General features: G+C 34.6%; 17 protein-coding genes. 8 read left to right on the forward strand and 9 right to left on the reverse strand.

Annotated features, from left to right (window positions below; genetic code table 11):
- The first annotated feature begins 3 nt into the window (after window positions 1-3).
- On the forward strand, window positions 4-504 hold the full coding sequence (locus Q5N74_RS00580) for a hypothetical protein (protein WP_304386719.1): 501 nt from the start codon (window positions 4-6) through the stop codon (window positions 502-504).
- Window positions 505-510: 6 nt separating this feature from the next.
- Entirely contained in the window at window positions 511-936 is a 426-nt protein-coding gene (locus Q5N74_RS00585; protein WP_304386720.1) for a hypothetical protein, read from the forward strand.
- 53 nt (window positions 937-989) lie between these two features.
- On the opposite strand, the gene Q5N74_RS00590 is transcribed toward Q5N74_RS00585, so the two are convergent.
- The 9 genes from Q5N74_RS00590 to Q5N74_RS00630 form a co-directional block, all read right to left on the reverse strand.
- Window positions 990-2,042, reverse strand: coding sequence for an oxidoreductase (locus Q5N74_RS00590; protein ID WP_304386721.1), 1,053 nt, complete (start codon window positions 2,040-2,042; stop codon window positions 990-992).
- Window positions 2,043-2,121: 79 nt separating this feature from the next.
- The gene (locus tag Q5N74_RS00595; protein WP_304386722.1) at window positions 2,122-2,817 is read right to left on the reverse strand and encodes an SCO family protein; all 696 of its coding nucleotides are present in this window, start codon (window positions 2,815-2,817) and stop codon (window positions 2,122-2,124) included.
- Complete coding sequence (locus Q5N74_RS00600) at window positions 2,795-3,424, reverse strand: toxin-antitoxin system YwqK family antitoxin (protein ID WP_304386723.1); 630 nt, start codon at window positions 3,422-3,424, stop codon at window positions 2,795-2,797. The genes Q5N74_RS00595 and Q5N74_RS00600 overlap by 23 nt, the downstream gene beginning before the upstream one ends.
- Window positions 3,424-4,164: a YHYH protein gene (locus Q5N74_RS00605; RefSeq protein ID WP_304386724.1), complete on the reverse strand. Its 741-nt coding sequence runs from the start codon at window positions 4,162-4,164 to the stop codon at window positions 3,424-3,426. Before Q5N74_RS00605 ends, Q5N74_RS00600 begins: the two co-directional genes overlap by 1 nt.
- Before the next feature lie 74 nt (window positions 4,165-4,238).
- A complete protein-coding gene (locus Q5N74_RS00610) occupies window positions 4,239-5,672 on the reverse strand; it encodes a CotH kinase family protein (RefSeq protein ID WP_304386725.1) in 1,434 nt (477 codons plus the stop codon).
- Between the two features lie 16 nt (window positions 5,673-5,688).
- Window positions 5,689-5,991 carry an EF-hand domain-containing protein gene (locus Q5N74_RS00615; protein ID WP_304386726.1) on the reverse strand — a complete coding sequence of 101 codons (303 nt, stop codon included), beginning with the start codon at window positions 5,989-5,991 and terminating at the stop codon, window positions 5,689-5,691.
- A 126-nt stretch (window positions 5,992-6,117) separates the two neighbouring features.
- Window positions 6,118-6,603, reverse strand: a complete 486-nt coding sequence (locus tag Q5N74_RS00620; RefSeq protein ID WP_304386727.1) for a hypothetical protein — start codon at window positions 6,601-6,603, stop codon at window positions 6,118-6,120.
- A gap of 15 nt (window positions 6,604-6,618) precedes the next feature.
- Window positions 6,619-6,933, reverse strand: coding sequence for a hypothetical protein (locus tag Q5N74_RS00625; protein WP_304386728.1), 315 nt, complete (start codon window positions 6,931-6,933; stop codon window positions 6,619-6,621).
- Between the two features lie 38 nt (window positions 6,934-6,971).
- Complete coding sequence (locus Q5N74_RS00630; protein ID WP_304386729.1) at window positions 6,972-7,550, reverse strand: RNA polymerase sigma factor; 579 nt, start codon at window positions 7,548-7,550, stop codon at window positions 6,972-6,974.
- A 77-nt stretch (window positions 7,551-7,627) separates the two neighbouring features.
- On the opposite strand from Q5N74_RS00630, the gene Q5N74_RS00635 reads away from it, so the two are divergent.
- The 6 genes from Q5N74_RS00635 to Q5N74_RS00660 all read left to right on the forward strand — a co-directional run bounded on the left by Q5N74_RS00635 (window position 7,628) and on the right by Q5N74_RS00660 (window position 17,640).
- Window positions 7,628-8,842 carry an RsmB/NOP family class I SAM-dependent RNA methyltransferase gene (locus Q5N74_RS00635; RefSeq protein WP_304386730.1) on the forward strand — a complete coding sequence of 405 codons (1,215 nt, stop codon included), beginning with the start codon at window positions 7,628-7,630 and terminating at the stop codon, window positions 8,840-8,842.
- Between the two features lie 145 nt (window positions 8,843-8,987).
- Window positions 8,988-12,662 carry a phosphoribosylformylglycinamidine synthase gene (gene purL, locus Q5N74_RS00640; RefSeq protein WP_304386731.1) on the forward strand — a complete coding sequence of 1,225 codons (3,675 nt, stop codon included), beginning with the start codon at window positions 8,988-8,990 and terminating at the stop codon, window positions 12,660-12,662.
- Between the two features lie 123 nt (window positions 12,663-12,785).
- Window positions 12,786-13,547 (forward strand): LuxR C-terminal-related transcriptional regulator, encoded by a 762-nt coding sequence (locus Q5N74_RS00645; RefSeq protein WP_304386732.1) that lies wholly within the window; start codon window positions 12,786-12,788, stop codon window positions 13,545-13,547.
- Between the two features lie 172 nt (window positions 13,548-13,719).
- On the forward strand, window positions 13,720-14,277 hold the full coding sequence (locus Q5N74_RS00650; protein ID WP_304386733.1) for a hypothetical protein: 558 nt from the start codon (window positions 13,720-13,722) through the stop codon (window positions 14,275-14,277).
- Window positions 14,278-14,356: 79 nt separating this feature from the next.
- Complete coding sequence (locus tag Q5N74_RS00655) at window positions 14,357-15,760, forward strand: T9SS type A sorting domain-containing protein (protein WP_304386734.1); 1,404 nt, start codon at window positions 14,357-14,359, stop codon at window positions 15,758-15,760.
- Window positions 15,761-15,870: 110 nt separating this feature from the next.
- Window positions 15,871-17,640, forward strand: a complete 1,770-nt coding sequence (locus Q5N74_RS00660) for a long-chain fatty acid--CoA ligase (RefSeq protein ID WP_304386735.1) — start codon at window positions 15,871-15,873, stop codon at window positions 17,638-17,640.
- Window positions 17,641-17,727 lie beyond the last annotated feature (87 nt).

Genomic DNA, 17,727 nt, shown 5'->3' on the forward strand with positions numbered 1-17,727 from the left:
ACAATGAAAAAAAATAATATACATAATATAAAATCTACCGGATTTAAAGTTCCTAAAGATTATTTTGCATCGCTAGAAGCTGGAATTCTAAGTGAAGTAAAACTTAAGGAATTGGCATCCGACCCTGGTTATAAAGTACCCGAAAATTATTTCGATTCTCTAGAAGACAAAATAATTAACACTGTTAAACCACAGAAAGAAACCAAAGTAGTAAAATTAGTTACATGGCGCAAAGCGGCCTATGCTGTGGCAGTAGCTGCTAGTTTAATTTTAACTATCAACCTGTTTTTCACCAACACAACACCTGTTGCTATTGAAAATATAGAAACGGCAAGTATCGAAAATTATATTTTAAATGAAGATTTAGAACTAAACGAATTTGCTTCCCTGTTTACTTCAGAAGATTTATTAGACGTTCGATTAATACAAGATGGTTATAGTTCTAAAAACTTAGAGGATTATGTATTTGACCACATAGAAATTGAAGATATCATTACAAACTAAAAGAAAATGAAAACACTTACAAGCCTACTATTTATATTAAGTTTTTCGCTATTAACGGTTGCACAATCGAATAGAGATAAGATAAAGACATTAAAAATTGCCTACATCACCGAAAAATTAAATTTAAGCGAAAAAGAAGCTCAGAAATTCTGGCCTATTTATAATAATTTTGAAGATGAAAATTCAAAATTAAGATCAGAAGCCTATGAAGCTAGAAAAAAAATTGATTTTGAAACCTTAACGGAAGAAAAGGCGCAACAAATTTTAAAAGAAAACCGCTATAAAGATAACAAAAGGCAAGATCTTGAAAATGAGTTTTTCACAAACTTAGCAAAAGTCATTTCAGCAAAAAAAATAATTCTTCTCCATAAAATTGAAGACGATTTTAAACGTAAAATGTTTGATGAATATAAAAAAAGAGGTCATCACTAAAAAGGCAAACCCATTAAAAAATTTAAAAAGAGGCATTTAAAATGCCTCTTTTTTTATTCCTTAAAACTAAGTTTTGAAATTTTACCAGCTCCTGCAGCGTAGGCTATACTATCATTTAAAAACCGAATGGTATAAAAACTTTCATCACTTATATGCTTCCAAGAGGCTCCAGAATCATTACTATAATCAATTCCTTGAAAACCTACCGCAACTAGCTCCTTCCCTGCTCTATTTGGTATGTATTGCACACAACTTCTATAACCCGGGTTTTCGTTTTGTGCTACTAGCTCCCATGTTTTTCCACCATTAGTAGTTCGTATCTTATTTGCTGAATTAGCTTCCGGCTGGGTATAATCACCACCTATAGCAAAACCATTTAATGCATCATAAAAATCTATAGAATAAATCCCTGTGGTTTCTACTCCTTGAACTATAGGCGTTTCGAATACTTGCCAAGTATCTCCTTTATCTGGCGAGTATAAAATTCTACTTGCTTTCCCTCCTGTAGCTACCCAAGTACGATCGCCTACTATGGCTATATTTGAATTGCTCGCAGCAAAGGCTGCTTCACCCTCTATAGCGCTGGGCAATTTATCACAAAAAAGTTTCGACCACGTTTCACCACCATTTCTGGTAATGATAATACTTATGCAACCATTCGTAGGATCACCTATTGCAATACCCTCTTGATTATTCCAAAAACGCATGGCATCATAAAAGGCTTTGGGATGATTTTCTTGATACACTATCTCCATATTACCTGTATCACTGGTTTTATATAAAACCGCAGGACTTTCAATACTTAACATAAAGAAATCGGTAGCTGTATGCGCTACAGCCCTAAAATGTAGTTTAAGACTATCTAATTCCTGCACAGAAGTCACCCAACTATCTTTTAAAGGGTTATAAAGCCCGAAAGCACCATTATTGGCCGCAAAAGCTAAACTGCCATCATTCAACAATTCTAAAGCCCGAATGCTTAGTAACGAATCTTGCAAAAGTGTTTCTATTTCAACATTTACAATATGTCTAGGTTTAAATTCCTCCTTTTTTCCGCAGGAAACTAAACAAAGAGCACATAGCATTAAAAGACAAAGCTGTTTCATAATTTACAATTTGGTATAAAAATAGAAAAGCTTCATGTAAAAACATGGAGCCTTTCTGGTAAAAATCGAATCGACTAACTCAAATTTCTTTTTTCAGCGCTATTACATCGGTAACTAGTTGCGCCATAGACGCTCTATTCAATCCATTATAAATACCTCTTATGTGTTTATTTTTATCAATGAGTAAGAAATTTTCAGAATGTAAAAAATCATTAATATCTTTTGGAGTGCCTAAATCGTTTTCAACAAAATATTGGTTTCGGCCTAAATCGTAAATTTCAGTTTTATCACCAGTTACTAAATGCCATTTTCCATCTATTACACCATTGTTTTCTGCGTAAGTTTTTAGAACTGGCACAGAATCTCTGGTTGGCGTTACGGTATGCGACAAAAACAAAACTTCCGCATCCTCTTTAAATTCTTCTTGAAGTTTAAACATATTGCCCGTCATTTGCGGACAAATACCTGGACAACTCGCAAAAAAGAAGTCGGTAATATATATTTTATTATCGAAGGAGTTTTGAGTCACCGTTTCCCCTAACTGATTTGTTAATTTAAAATCGGGGATTTTATGAAACTCTTTTTCTTCCTTACTATTTGGTATTAACCAATGCGGTGTAAAAGACTCATCGTTATAAAACGGTAAAGACTCTACCCTACTTGTCTCTGCTTCCACACTTGGTTCTTTCTTCACTTCGCTTTTACACCCAACAACGAGTATTAATACTAAAGTAAAAACCCAATAGAAACTTTTAATTTTTAATAACCACTTCATTTTCTAATTGATAACATAAGTTAGACCGTAATAAACCAAAAACACGACCGTTTTTAGCTTCATAATTAATATACAAGGTGCCGTTTTTTAACCAAGCTTGTTGCATGCCGTTTTCATTTCCATCTACCAAACGGCGCAATTTTGATAATTGGCCGCTATCATACCATTGCTTTTCTTCACCTTGCTTTAATCCGTTTTCATAAAAAGACGCTTCTGCTAGCACGCCATTTTCCCACCAAGATTTATAATCGCCTACCAATTTATTTTGATGGTAGTAAGACTCAACTCTAAGCACGCCACTTTCAGACCATCGCTTAGCGATACCCTGTCTTTTTCCTTCATAAAAACCCAATCTTTCTTCTAAGCCTCCATTGGCATAAAATTTTAACGAATACCCATTATAAGGTTTGCTGTTAAAATACCAGGTTCCTTCCAACTGATTTAAAACCAGTTGACTTTTAGCCACCTCCATGGAGTCTATAACAATAGAAGTATTTTCATCGAAAACAACACCACCATTTGAAGATGCATTATTTGAGGCTTGTTTACAATTAGTAAAACAAGCCACAAACAATAGCATTAAGAAAGATTTTATAAGTGTATTCATTAGTAACCTCTATATGGACCTGCAAATGCGATGTAAGACCCTGTGGTAGAATAAATTTCATTAATAATATGATAATGATATTCTGCTTCGCCATCTGTATATTGGGTAGCAGTTGTATGACCACCTGAAGCATCTAAATCGGTTGGATACGCTCCTGTAGAACTACATTTTCTACCATAAAGAAACACACCATCTTTTAAAACACCTACTAAATTTGAATCATCATCTGAAAATGCTTTTGGCTCTAAATGATAATGATATACTCCAGGACCAATGTGTGCACCCGTCCAGTCTAAACTAGCAGCCGCTTGACTTAATGCACCATTACCTTCTTGATCATTAAATATGGAAGCGCCACTTACAGAAATACCAATAGTATTTAATGCTGTTGCAACGGTGCTTCCAGATAAATTCGGAGTTGCATCTACCGTCATAGTTGTCGCGTTATTATTACTAGACATGATACTTGGAGTAACATCTACTGTTGGTTCTGCCATATATAAACTATGTCCTTCCCCCCAATAAACACTTGTGTGGTTAGGTAAACCCGTTGTTTCGATAACGACATTTGACCCAGATAAGTAAATTGTTACGGCATCTGTATTAAATGCAGAATAGGCTGCGTGAAGTTCTGTTACAGCTTCCTCTTCTATTTCTGTTTCAGAATCACCGTTAGAACATGCTACAAAAGCAAAAACTAGTAAAGTCGCGATGATTGATAATTTTAATAAATTTTTCATTATATTTTTTATTTGTTAAGTGTTATAATCCTTTAGATGGCTTTTAAAATAAAAACTTGTGGTAAGTCGGTAATTTATTTTAAATAATTATTCACAGCCGTTGTTCTACTACTTACATGAGTTTTAAGTGTACTGATGGCACTTTGAAAATCTGAACTCGTTTTTAAGAAGGTATACCCAGATATTTCTGAAGTTGCATAAGGCTCTATAAGTGTTGCATAGGTTGTATAGAGCGATTGCATCGTGTTCATGTTAAATGGTCCATTTACTACTTCTTGAACATAGGTATCATACTTCGCTTTATAAACAGCATCTTGATATAAATACCCAATTAACGGCCATTGTGTAGCGTTTAAATCTGAAAAATCTAATGCCAATGCCCCACCTTGTTTACCTGTTTGCAATGCTTCATTATTATCCCAAGGAATCCAAGTTAACTTATTAGTATCTGGACTGTTGTACAAATAGTAATTATGTGTCATTCGGCCATAAGTGTCCCAATTTTGAATAACGGTATTGACTGCCAAATATTTCAGAAAGGTATCGGTATCAAAAACAGACTCTAAATTTGTTCTCCAAGTGGTTGCGTCTGTGGTTCTAGTACCGTCGTGCAACGCAGTTAATAAACTATTAACATCGCTCCAATCTGCATCATCTTCGTTTGTTTTCTTCACTAATTCATCTGTATCAAAAGTACCATTCGCAAAACTAGCTGCGTCACCATCTGGCTTATACAAATTACCTTTATCACTAGAAAACTGAGTATCAATAACAGTGTCGTCCACTTCTTCAGTTAGGGTATAAAGTCCAAAATAAACAGGCCCCTCTCCATGATCTACATAAAGTGTATAAAATGCCGTATGTGAACCAGCTAAGCCTGCATTTCTAAATACATCGCCAGCCACTTTTTCGCGTAGCATCGACTTATCGTCGTAATTATTTTTAAGACTAAATTTTTTGAAGCCGTAAAAGCGTTGGTTTTTTATTTGCGGATAATCATCTTCATACTCGTCAAAATCTATTTTAAAGGCCAATTTAAGTATACCACTTTGCCAAGTACTTGATAAACTCGAGTTCCCTTTAAAACGCACCCCCACTTTATACCATTGTTTTCCATTGTAGAAAACTTCAGCAGGCACCATCATGGGGTCTTCATCAGAAAAACCACCGCCATTTGATCTACCAAAAGTTCCATAAAGGGAAGTCATATTTGCCAGCATTGCACTCCAGTTTTCTTTTGAAATAACAAAATCAAACCTTTTTACTGCAGTATCATCAAATACTTCATCAAAGTTAGGATCTGTATCTTTACTATGTGTTTCACTTGTCCAATCTGTTGGGGCAAAATCAAGGTCATCAATTACAACTTCCGTGTTTCCTTCTGCAGATTCTTCTATTTCTAAAGTTGAATCATTATTTGAGCTACAAGCCACCATAAAGGCCGTTACTAAAATAAAACCTAAGGCCCTCGAAATGCTTACTGCATTATATTTAATAGTGTTTATCATAACTACAGGCTATATTTTATTGTTTACCATTTGATGGTCTCTCTCCTTTTGGTTTAGGTGCTTTTTCCAATTCTTCTTTTGATAAAAAGCCATCTTCATTGGTGTCAATCTTTTTAAAATCATCTTTTAATGGGCCTTTTATTTCCTTTAAGGATAGTTTACCATCTTCATCGGCATCCATTTGTTTAAAAAGTTCTTCTACTGTTGGAGGTTTCTTTCCTTTTTCTTTATTGTTAGAAGATTGTGCAAATGCCGACGTTGATGCGATTACTGTGAATCCAAAAACCAAAAGTGCAATGCTTAATTTGTTACGTTTCATAATGTATATTTTTTAAGTGTTTGATATTTTAGATGTCTTCTGTTTTAAAAACTTGTGTTGGCTTTTGTTAAATAATTCCCAAAAAAAAAAAGACCCTCAAAATTTGAGAGTCTTTTTTAATATTAATTAAGGTCTAGGAGGCGGTGGCGGTCCGTTTTGGTGTCCACCCATACCACCTTTGCGCAATGCATCGTTCACAATAGCTTTAAAACGTTCCTTTTGTTTTTCATTACAAATTTGCTGAATACCTCTTAAATGTGTGAATTTAAGATACTCCATCTGACGTTCCTGCTCACCAATTAAGTTAACTAGTGAATCTACCTTTTCAGCCGAAACAACATCTATATTTATTTGCTTAAATAAGTCATCTTTTAAACCTTTGGTTCCGCCTAAAACAGCACGTATCGCTTTATGGTGTGCTTTACTTAACTTATCAAACTCCTGCATTTGGGTTTCGTTAAATCCCAATTCTTTAACTATAAAAACTTCTGGATTCCTGTCTCCTTCTCCTGTAGAAGGTCTGTTGGGACCTCCCAAGTAATTAAACAAGAAAAACCCATTTGCTACAATTAGAAAAACAAGAAAAACATATAAGATTAAATTTTTATTCATGTCAATTACACTTTCTTAATTAAATAAACTGGTTGTGGCTTCTGTTGTTTTAAGCCCATAACTTTCTGCAAACTCAGTAACATTCGAATTATAGGTATTCGAATTGTATTGTCTAAAAGCAAAAACATTTAGAACAATAAAACATAGCAAGGTTGCCAACTGCAATTGTGGCGTAAACCAAGACCAAGTAGTTTGCTGTACCTCCTTTTCTGCAAACAATCGATTCATTGTTTTATCCTTAAAAAAAGGAGATACTTTCACTTCTTGAATAGCATCAAAAGCGTCGAAAGCCTCATCTATCTTATTTCGCATATCTGTATTTTTATCCATTCTTTATCTTTAGATGCAATAACTTTTAAAAACTTGCGTTAATTTTCATTTTTATAAAAACCGCCTAATAAATCTTGTAAATTTTTCTTGGCTCGAAACATTAAAGATTCAATGGACGAGATACTTTTTTCTGTAATTTCGCTTACCTCATCATAACTTTTACCATCCACTTTACAAAGTGTGAAAACGACCTTTTGTGCCTCGGGTAGCTTATTAATAGCTTTAAACAAGGTTTCACTTTTCTCCTTATTTTCTAATAATACACCAGGGTGGTTCATTTCGGTAAAATAGTTAGTTTTATCAAAGGGTATCTCATTCCCCATAATAGATTGTAAAAAGCCAAACCTTTTTTTAGTGCTTTTCTTTCTAATAAACTCTAAACACTTATTGGTGGTTATTCGGTAAATCCAGGTAGAAAGTTTAGAATCTCCTTTAAATTTAGAAATAGAATTAAACACTTCCACAAAAACATCTTGAGCAATATCTTCAGCATCTTCTTTATTAGGCACAAACGAGATGCAAGTGGCGAATACTTTTTGCTGAAAATCGTCTAGTAATTTGCCGTAAGCAGATTGCTTACCGTTTTTTAAATCTTCTATAAAATTGTCTTGTTCCAAACACATTATTTAATAGCCACAAATTAAGGAAATTTATTGATGAATTAAACGTAACTTTGCAACCTTATTTGATTAAAATGCGATTACACAGAAATTTATGCTTTTCGGTTATTGATGGTTTAACCTTAATTTTCAATGAAGGAAAGTATGCCGATAAAGTTATTCAACAACTATTAAAACGTGACAAACGTTGGGGCGCTCGCGACCGTGCTTTTGTTGCAGAAACAACCTACGACATTGTACGTTGGAAACGTCTATATGCAGAAATTGCTGAAGTAAAAGAACCGTTTGACCGCGAGAACTTATGGCGCATGTTTGCTGTTTGGGCAACCTTAAAAGGCATTAAATTACCCGATTGGAAATATTTTGAAGGCACACCTTTACGTAAAATTAAAGGCCGCTTTGATGAACTTTCTAAAATCAGAAAATTTAAAGAATCTATTCCAGATTGGATGGATGAAATTGGCCGAAAAGAATTAGGTGATGCTGTTTGGAATAAAGAAATAGCAGCTCTAAACCAACAAGCCGATGTTGTTTTAAGAGTAAACACACTAAAAACAACTAAAGAAAAGCTTCAAACAGAATTGTTTGATTTAGATATTGAAACCGATTTTTTAGAAAACCATCCCAATGCTTTAAAATTGAAAGAACGTGCTAATGTTTTTTCTACTGAAGCTTTTAAAAATGGCTATTTTGAAGTGCAGGATGCATCCTCACAATTGGTTGCCGAATATTTAAACGTGCAACCTGGTATGCGTGTGGTTGATGCGTGTGCAGGTGCTGGTGGAAAAACACTTCACATTGCCTCGCTCATGGAAAACAAAGGGCAAATTATAGCCATGGATATTTATGACAATAAACTCCATGAATTGAAGCGTCGCGCTAAAAGAAACGGGGCTCATAATATTGAACCTCGCGTTATCGATTCTACAAAGGTTATTAAAAAACTATATGACAAAGCAGACCGCGTTTTAATTGACGCACCTTGTTCTGGATTAGGCGTTTTACGTAGAAATCCAGATGCCAAATGGAAATTACAGCCTGAGTTTATTGACAAAATAAAAGAAACTCAACAAGAAATTATACAGCAATATTCTAGAATGGTAAAAGTGGGCGGACAATTAGTTTACGCAACCTGCTCGGTATTACCATCTGAAAATCAAGAACAAGTTGAGAAATTCTTAACCTCGGAGGCTGGAACAAATTTCAAACTTATAAAAGACAATAAAGTGCTCTCCCACAAATCTGGTTTTGACGGATTTTACATGGCGCTTTTAGAAAGAAAAGCTTAACAAACGAAAGCGACTTTAACGAGTCGCTTTTTTTATGTTTAAAACCCAGTGAATAACTCTAAATTTTCCTAGAAATATTTATATGGTTTTACGCCGAAAAAAAGTAAATTTGCACATTCTTTAAACACACACAAATCAATACATAATGATTCATTTCTTTGGAGACGTAACCAGCAAGGTATTTGCTGTTCAAACAACAAAAGAATTATCAACCGAAACCATCGCTAAGTTAACGTGGTTATTTGGCAACCAGCCAAAAATAGAACAAGCATCTCTCGATGCTTTTTTTGTTGGGCCTCGTGCAGCCATGATAACACCTTGGAGTACCAATGCCGTTGAGATTACCCAAAACATGGGGGTTTCTGATATTATTCGCATTGAAGAATTCCAAGCTTCTACGGAAGACTTTAAAGGTTTCGACCCAATGATTTCTGAAAAATTCGAAGGTTTAAACCAAGAGTCATTCACTATAAACATTCAACCAGAACCTATTCTAAATATTGAAGACATTGCGGCTTATAACCAAAAAGAGGGTTTGTCTTTAAGTGAAGAAGAAGTGGGGTATTTGGATGGTGTAGCAAAAAAAATCGGGCGTCCGTTAACAGATTCTGAGGTTTTTGGGTTCTCTCAAGTAAATTCAGAACACTGTCGTCATAAAATATTTAACGGCACCTTTGTGATTGATGGTGAAGAAAAACCAACGTCACTTTTCAAATTAATTAGAAAAACATCCGAAACACATCCAAACGATATTGTTTCAGCATATAAAGATAATGTGGCTTTCGTAAAAGGGCCAGTTGTAGAGCAATTTGCACCTAAAACTGCCGACAAGCCAGATTATTACCAACTAAAAGACTTCGAATCTGTTATTTCGCTTAAAGCGGAAACACATAACTTCCCAACAACCGTAGAGCCCTTTAATGGTGCTGCAACAGGTGCAGGAGGTGAAATTAGAGACAGACTTGCAGGTGGAAAAGGCTCGTTACCATTAGCGGGAACGGCCGTTTACATGACCTCATATTCTCGATTGGAAGAAAATCGCCCATGGGAACAAAAGTTTGAAGCCAGAGACTGGTTATACCAAACACCTATGGATATTTTAATCAAAGCTTCAAACGGAGCTTCAGATTTCGGGAACAAATTTGGCCAACCCTTAATTACAGGTTCTGTTTTAACTTTTGAACACAACGAAAACGGATCTGCAAGCGACTCCAAAGCTAGAAAATTAGGATACGACAAGGTGATTATGCAAGCTGGTGGTATTGGCTACGGTAAAGCAGAACAAGCATTAAAAGACACACCTAAAAAGGGTGACAAAATTGTTATTCTTGGAGGAGAAAATTATAGAATTGGAATGGGCGGCGCAGCCGTTTCTTCTGCAGATACTGGCGCTTTCGCTTCTGGAATTGAATTAAATGCAGTACAACGTTCTAACCCTGAAATGCAAAAACGTGCAGCCAATGCGGTTCGTGGCATGGTAGAAAGCGATGAAAATTTCATTGTTTCTATTCACGATCATGGTGCTGGTGGACATTTAAATTGTTTATCTGAATTGGTAGAAGATACGGGTGGAAACATAGATTTAGACGCCTTACCTGTTGGAGATCCTACGCTTTCTGATAAAGAAATTATTGGTAACGAATCTCAAGAGCGTATGGGTCTTGTTATTTCTGAAAAGCATATTGACACTTTACAACGTATTGCCGAGCGTGAACGTTCACCTATTTACACGGTTGGTGATGTTACTGAAGACGATCGCTTTACATTTCAATCTAAAACCAAAGGAAATAAACCTATGGATTTAGCTTTAGAAGACATGTTTGGTAGTTCTCCGAAAACCATCTTAACAGATAAAACGATTGCTAGAAATTACAAAAACCCAAGATATAAAACCAAAAATTTACAAATCTATTTAGAGCAAGTTTTACAACTTGAAGCTGTAGCCTGTAAAGATTGGTTAACTAATAAAGTAGACCGTTGTGTTGGTGGTAAAGTTGCTAAACAACAATGTGTTGGTGCATTACAAATACCTTTAAACAATGTGGGGGTTATGGCGCTCGATTTTAAAGGAAAAGAAGGTGTTGCCACCTCTATTGGTCACTCCCCTATTTCTGGCTTAATTAATCCTGCTGCAGGAAGTAGAAACGCCATTACCGAAGCACTTACCAACTTGGTTTGGGCACCTTTAAAGGATGGTTTACAAGCCGTTTCTTTATCGGCAAACTGGATGTGGCCTTGTAAAAACGAAGGTGAAGACGCTCGTTTATACGAAGCTGTAAAAGCTGTTTCTGAATTCGCCATCGATTTAGGTATCAATGTGCCAACGGGAAAGGATTCACTTTCAATGAAACAAAAATACCCGAATGAAGATGTTATTTCTCCGGGAACCGTTATTATTTCAGCGGGAGCCAATTGTAACGATATCACTAAAGTTGTTGAACCTGTTTTAAAACAAGATGCCGGTGCTATTTATTACATCAACATCTCGCAAGATGCGTTTAAATTAGGAGGAAGCTCATTCAACCAAGTATTAAATGCGATTGGAAATGAAGCTCCGAATGTAAAAGACGCAGCTTTTGTTAAAACCGTTTTTAACACCATACAAGATTTAATTAAAGCAGATAAAATTAAGGCAGGACACGATGTGGCTTCTGGCGGTTTAATCACTACCCTTTTAGAACTTTGTTTTGCTGACACCAATTTAGGAGCCGATTTCGATCTTTCTAAATTAAATGAAGAAGATTCTATAAAGGTTTTATTTGCTGAAAATTCAGGAATTGTTTTTCAAGCAGATGCTTCTGTAGAAACTGTTTTATCTGAAAACAATATCGAGTTTTTCAATATTGGTTCTGTTAACAATACTGGAAATGTAACTATTAAAAACAACGACGACAGTTTCACTTTTGATGTTGCTAAAACAAGGGATGTTTGGTATAAAACCTCTTATTTATTAGATCAAAAACAAACGGCTAACAACTTAGCTGAAGATCGTTTCAATAACTATAAAAATCAACCACTTCAATATACATTTCCTAAAAATTTCACAGGAAAACTAGAAGCTTTTAAAGGCAAACGCCCAAAGGCAGCTATTCTTCGTGAAAAAGGATCCAACTCGGAACGTGAAATGGCAAACGCTATGTATTTAGCAGGTTTTGATGTGAAGGATGTACATATGACCGATTTAATTTCGGGTCGTGAAACACTAGAAGACATTCAGTTCTTAGGTGCTGTTGGAGGTTTCTCTAATTCAGATGTTTTAGGCTCTGCTAAAGGTTGGGCAGGTGCTATTAAGTACAATGAAAAAGCAAATAAGGTTATTAATGACTTCTTTAAAAGAGAAGACACACTATCTGTTGGTATTTGTAATGGATGTCAATTATGGATGGAATTAGAACTTATTAACCCAGAGCACGAGGTTCATGGTAAAATGGGTCATAATGATTCGCATAAACATGAAAGTTCCTTTACCTCAGTAAACATACAAAAGAACAATTCCGTAATGCTTTCAACACTTGAAGGCACTACTTTAGGTGTTTGGATTTCTCATGGTGAAGGTAAATTTAACTTACCTAATACGGAAGACCAATATAATATTGTTGCTAAATACGGTTATGAGGGCTACCCTAACAACCCAAATGGCTCTGACTTTAATACCGCTATATTAACGGATAAAACAGGTCGTCACTTAGTAACTATGCCACATATTGAACGTTCTACATTCCAATGGAACTGGGCAAACTACCCAGAGAACAGAAAAGACGAAGTATCACCTTGGCTTGAAGCCTTTGTGAATGCTAGACTTTGGCTAGAAAATAACTAATAAAAAGAGCATCTAAATTTAGATGCTCTTTTTATTTAAAAAAATATCACACTCTATCATATTGAAGATTGCGGTTTTTATGTTAAATTCACTTCGGTGAATCTCATAATAACCCTATAATGTATGAGTACAGAAATTGATAAACTCAAAAATGTTTGGGACTACGTTAATAAAACCGCCATTCATAGCACTGTCTTACCTAAATTAAACTTTGAAGAACTTCTTAATTCGATAACTAGCATTGGGCCCTTTTATTTTTATATCATCGATTTTTATGATATGTCACTGTCCAACGTGAGCCCATCAATTTATGACATTCATGGTCTCGACCCTGAAACGGTTACTTTTGATACTATTTTAAACACCATTCACCCTGATGATATGGATTTTGTGGCAAAGGCAGAACATATAAATATCGATTTCTTGTACAAAAACATAGGGAAAGATAAGATATTACACTATAAATCTAATTATTCATTCAGAAGTAAAATGAAAAACGGGAACTATGAGCTCTTAAACCATCAAGCTATTGTACTTACTGTTGATGAAAGTGGCCGTTTTGGTAAAGCTTTAAACATTCACACAAATATTAGTCATTTAACTAAAGTAAACACGAATCAAATATCCTTGATTGGGCTGAACGGATTTATGTCTTACATGAATATCGAAATGACCCCTACTTTTGGAAATTACATAACTTATACCAAACGTGAAATTGAAATAATAAAATGTATTTCTAAAGGCCTTTCCAGCAAAAACATATCCAATATACTTCATATTAGTGAAGCTACTGTAAAAAAACATCGTAACAATATTAGTAAAAAATCAGGTTGTAAAAATTCGGTAGAACTCCTAAACAAAAGCATGCTTCAAGGACTTATTTAATTCAATAATCGAATTAAAAGAGACTCACCAGTTCGTTTACATACAACTTAAAACCTACTTTTTAAACAACTTCAAAGCTTCATGAATACCTGTGCGTGGATCATATAATAATTACTATCTATAAAAGTGACCTGAACATAATTGTACCGTCTAAACTTCAAATACTACAATTATGAAAACAACAGAAAACAAACCAGATTCTATAGAGTCCAATACCAAAACACCTTCCAAAATAGGGGTGTTTCTTAAAAAACACAAATACTATGTACTACTCATAGTGCTTTTAATGTCTAGTATCATTTGGCATTACGCTAGTATGGCACTGCTTAGAAATAGTTTTACAACTGAAAAAGCAAGTATTGAAAGCACCTACAAACTAAAATTAGATAGTTTAAACAGTAACCGATTGCAACTAACAGCCAAAACTTTTTCATGGGCTATTAGAAGTGAATTATTAAGAGAAAACACCGACCAAGTAAACCAATTCTTTAACGACTTCATTAAAAATGAAAGCATTGAAAAACTACAGTTTATAGATTCTGAAACAAACACCATCACCATTTCTACCGACAAGAAAGATGAAGGTCTTGTTGATTCTAAATTCACCAACACTATTAATCAAGAAGTTATAAAAGACTCTACTTATTTTCAATTAGTAACTCCAATTACTGGATTAAATAAGAGAATAGGTGTTTTTGTTATGAAAGTAAAAAAACTGGATAATAAATAACTTATAAAAACAGGTGCACATGAAAAAAAAATCTACTTTAGTAAGAATTCTTTTATTAAAGTAGAATTTTCTAACCGGTATGAAAAACCTAGTTTATATTTCTCTGTTACTCGCCCCTATTTTCTTATTCGCACAAGATGAAGAAGATGAGATTAAACGTTACTTTTTTAAAGATGGCATTACATCAATTGAAAGGTGGTATAGAAATGACAAGAAATTAGACAGCCTAAAAACCTACTATCAATCAGGTGAACTAAACGAGAGTTTTCATTATTTGAATGGACAATTCCATGGATTGTCTTATAAATTTAATAAGTCTGGTGAGAAATTAACAACTTGGGAATTTGCAAAAGGACAACTCGTTGAAAGAACCGATCATACCATCGATTTCAATAAAAAAAACGAAGAAAAAGTAAAAAAAGCACATAGCGACTTGAAAGCGCTCAATGAAAAGCTCAGCAAAAACCCCAACGATTTCAGAGCATACTTTACTAGAGCCAACATTAGAAACTTTCTTGGCGACCATGTTTTAGCACTTAACGATTTTAAAAAAATAGAAAAAAACATTCCAAAACTCTCTAAAAACAAGCAGATTCCTGAAAAAATGTTAGGAAACATTTATGATAACCTAGCCACTATTTACGAAGGTTATGAAATGCAAAACCACTGCATACATTATAAACTTAAAGCCTTAAAAGCCTCTCCCAAAGAAAGTAGGCTATACCATAACTTAGGCGCCTATTTGGTAAAAGTTAAATCTTTCAGGTTGGGAATAGAATATTTAAACAAAGCCAAAGCCATGGTACCCAACCATTCTTTTGCTAATTGGCTTTTAGCCGTTGCCTATACAGATTTAGAAGATTACGAAAAAGCCATGACTCATGTCAATACTGCAATAAAAAATGAAGCAAGTATTTATAAAAGAAGCACAGGAACAGCAGAAAGAGACTTATGGACCACACGCGGGTTGTTATATCACAAATTAGGCGACACACATAAAGGAATAATCGATTTAGAAGAAGCTTTAAGCATAAACAAGGACAATTCGTTTGCATATCGAAATCTTGGTGTTATATATTTTGACTTAGGAGATTATGCCAAATCTTGCCAATTTTTGCAAAAAGCACAGCAGCTAGGTTATGAAAAAACACATGACACATACGATTTACAAAGTTATCTAGATGTAGCCTGTGTAAACACGGAATTATCTCAAGCCAAAACGGAGCTATCTGCTAATAACACCATTAAATTGGTGAACAAGCCTTATGCATATCCCAACCCTACTAGAGACGTCATCAACCTAAAGAATCTAACTTTTGAGAATTACGAATATTTAATTTTTGATTATGCGGGTAAATTGATAAAACAAGGTGTTTCTCAAGGCAACACCCCTATCAATCTATCCAATTTACCAACGGGTGTTTATATTTTAAAAGCGCATGATACAGCAACTTTTGAAACCTTTAGAATTATAAAAGAATAGTTTTTAGGCATATATACTAAGAATTATGCTATTTTTACTTGATTTTTATAACAATTTGAAAATATATTTTATTTTCATACTTTGCATAACAAGAAACCCCCAACGAACCAATGGCAGATATTACTAGAATTTTTGATTTTCCTTACCATCAATTAGATACGTACAATTTAGAAAAAGCTTTCACTACGAAATATAATGGTGTATGGAAATCTATTTCTACTCAAGAATTCATCAATCAAGCCAATGCCATAAGCAGAGGTTTATTGCGTTTGGGAATACAACCGAATGATAAAATAGCTGTTATTTCTTCTACAAACAGAACAGAATGGAATGTTTTAGATATTGGTGTACTACAAACGGGGGCACAAAATGTACCTATTTACCCAACCATCGCTTCAGAAGATTATGAATACATTCTAAATCATTCCGAAGCTACCTTTTGTTTTGTTTCAGATGTTGAAGTTCTTAAAAAGTTAAACGCCATAAAGGATAAAACGGCACTAAAAAACATCTATACGTTTGATGTTATTGAAGGAGAAAACCAATGGACCGATGTTTTAACTTTAGGTCAAGACACCAGTAACCAAACAGAAGTACAAGCTAGAAAAGATGCTGTTAAACCTTCAGATTTGGCAACATTAATTTACACTTCAGGGACTACCGGTAGACCAAAAGGCGTTATGCTTTCTCATAATAATTTAGTTAGTAATGTTCTAGATAGCGAAAAACGGGTGCCATTTCATTATGGAAAATCAAAAGGCTTAAGCTTTCTTCCTGTCTGTCACGTTTTTGAACGTATGATCCTTTACTTATATATATACTGTGGTGTTGAAGTTTATTTTGCGGAGTCTATTGACAAAATGAGCGACAACCTAAAAGAGATAAAACCAAACGTTATGACCGCCGTTCCGCGTTTATACGAAAAGGTATTTGACAAAATAGTGGCTAAAGGAGCCGATTTAAAAGGTATTAAAAAAGCATTATTCTTTTGGGCTTTAAACTTAGGCTTGAAGTTTGAACCTTACGGTAAAAATGGTGCTTGGTACGAATTCCAGTTAAAAATAGCTAGGAAACTAATTTTTAGTAAGTGGCAAGAAGGTTTAGGTGGTAATTTAGACCTGATGGTTTCTGGTAGTGCCGCTTTACAAACTAGATTAACACGGGTATTTGCAGCAGCCCAACTCCCTATTATGGAAGGTTACGGACTTACAGAAACCTCGCCAGTAATTACCGTAAATGATATGCGAAATGGTGGTTTCAGAATAGGAACTGTTGGAAAACCCATTAATAATGTTGAAGTTAAAATTGCCGAAGACGGTGAAATTCTAGCCAAAGGACCTAATATTATGCTTGGCTATTTCAAAGATCCTGAAAAAACAGCCTCGGTAATGACAGGCGATTATTTTCACACTGGGGATATTGGTGAATTTGATGCTGATGGTTTCTTAAAAATTACCGACCGAAAAAAGGAAATGTTTAAAACCTCTGGCGGAAAATATGTTGCGCCTGCACTTATTGAAAATCAATTTAAACAATCTCTTTTTATAGAGCAAATTATGGTAATTGGTGAAGGTGAAAAAATGCCTGCCGCTTTAATACAACTTAATTTTGATTTTGTTAAAGACTGGGCGAAAAAACACCATATAGCTTTCAATAACACCAGCGACCTCATCACAAACACAACGTTATTAGAACGTATTCAAAGTGAAATAGACAAAGCGAATAGCTGTTTTGGTCATTGGGAACAAATAAAAAAGTTTGAAATAACACCAGATGTTTGGACTATTGAAGCAGGCCATTTAACACCAACAATGAAATTAAAGCGTAAGATAATTAAAGAAAAATACGCAGCCCTTATCGAAAATATTTACAGACCGTAACTATAATTTATAGTTAAAACTAAATATTTTATCTAAATTTATTATGCATGCATAATAAATTTTCATATATTTGAGTCAACCAACCAA

This window comes from Mariniflexile sp. AS56 (assembly GCF_030552475.1).
In the GTDB taxonomy this organism is placed as follows: Bacteria; Bacteroidota; Bacteroidia; order Flavobacteriales; family Flavobacteriaceae; genus Mariniflexile.

Excerpts from the sequence above, each read along its gene's own strand:
- Q5N74_RS00615 (WP_304386726.1), bottom strand. The coding sequence starts at position 5,991 with ATGAAACGTAACAAATTAAGCATTGCACTTTTGGTTTTTGGATTCACA.
- Q5N74_RS00585 (WP_304386720.1), top strand. The coding sequence starts at position 511 with ATGAAAACACTTACAAGCCTACTATTTATATTAAGTTTTTCGCTATTA.
- Q5N74_RS00595 (WP_304386722.1), bottom strand. The coding sequence starts at position 2,817 with ATGAAGTGGTTATTAAAAATTAAAAGTTTCTATTGGGTTTTTACTTTA.
- Q5N74_RS00660 (WP_304386735.1), top strand. The coding sequence starts at position 15,871 with ATGGCAGATATTACTAGAATTTTTGATTTTCCTTACCATCAATTAGAT.
- Q5N74_RS00620 (WP_304386727.1), bottom strand. The coding sequence starts at position 6,603 with ATGAATAAAAATTTAATCTTATATGTTTTTCTTGTTTTTCTAATTGTA.
- Q5N74_RS00635 (WP_304386730.1), top strand. The coding sequence starts at position 7,628 with ATGCGATTACACAGAAATTTATGCTTTTCGGTTATTGATGGTTTAACC.
- Q5N74_RS00645 (WP_304386732.1), top strand. The coding sequence starts at position 12,786 with ATGAGTACAGAAATTGATAAACTCAAAAATGTTTGGGACTACGTTAAT.
- Q5N74_RS00605 (WP_304386724.1), bottom strand. The coding sequence starts at position 4,164 with ATGAAAAATTTATTAAAATTATCAATCATCGCGACTTTACTAGTTTTT.
- Q5N74_RS00610 (WP_304386725.1), bottom strand. The coding sequence starts at position 5,672 with ATGATAAACACTATTAAATATAATGCAGTAAGCATTTCGAGGGCCTTA.
- Q5N74_RS00655 (WP_304386734.1), top strand. The coding sequence starts at position 14,357 with ATGAAAAACCTAGTTTATATTTCTCTGTTACTCGCCCCTATTTTCTTA.
- Q5N74_RS00590 (WP_304386721.1), bottom strand. The coding sequence starts at position 2,042 with ATGAAACAGCTTTGTCTTTTAATGCTATGTGCTCTTTGTTTAGTTTCC.
- Q5N74_RS00600 (WP_304386723.1), bottom strand. The coding sequence starts at position 3,424 with ATGAATACACTTATAAAATCTTTCTTAATGCTATTGTTTGTGGCTTGT.
- Q5N74_RS00580 (WP_304386719.1), top strand. The coding sequence starts at position 4 with ATGAAAAAAAATAATATACATAATATAAAATCTACCGGATTTAAAGTT.
- Q5N74_RS00625 (WP_304386728.1), bottom strand. The coding sequence starts at position 6,933 with ATGGATAAAAATACAGATATGCGAAATAAGATAGATGAGGCTTTCGAC.
- Q5N74_RS00650 (WP_304386733.1), top strand. The coding sequence starts at position 13,720 with ATGAAAACAACAGAAAACAAACCAGATTCTATAGAGTCCAATACCAAA.
- purL (WP_304386731.1), top strand. The coding sequence starts at position 8,988 with ATGATTCATTTCTTTGGAGACGTAACCAGCAAGGTATTTGCTGTTCAA.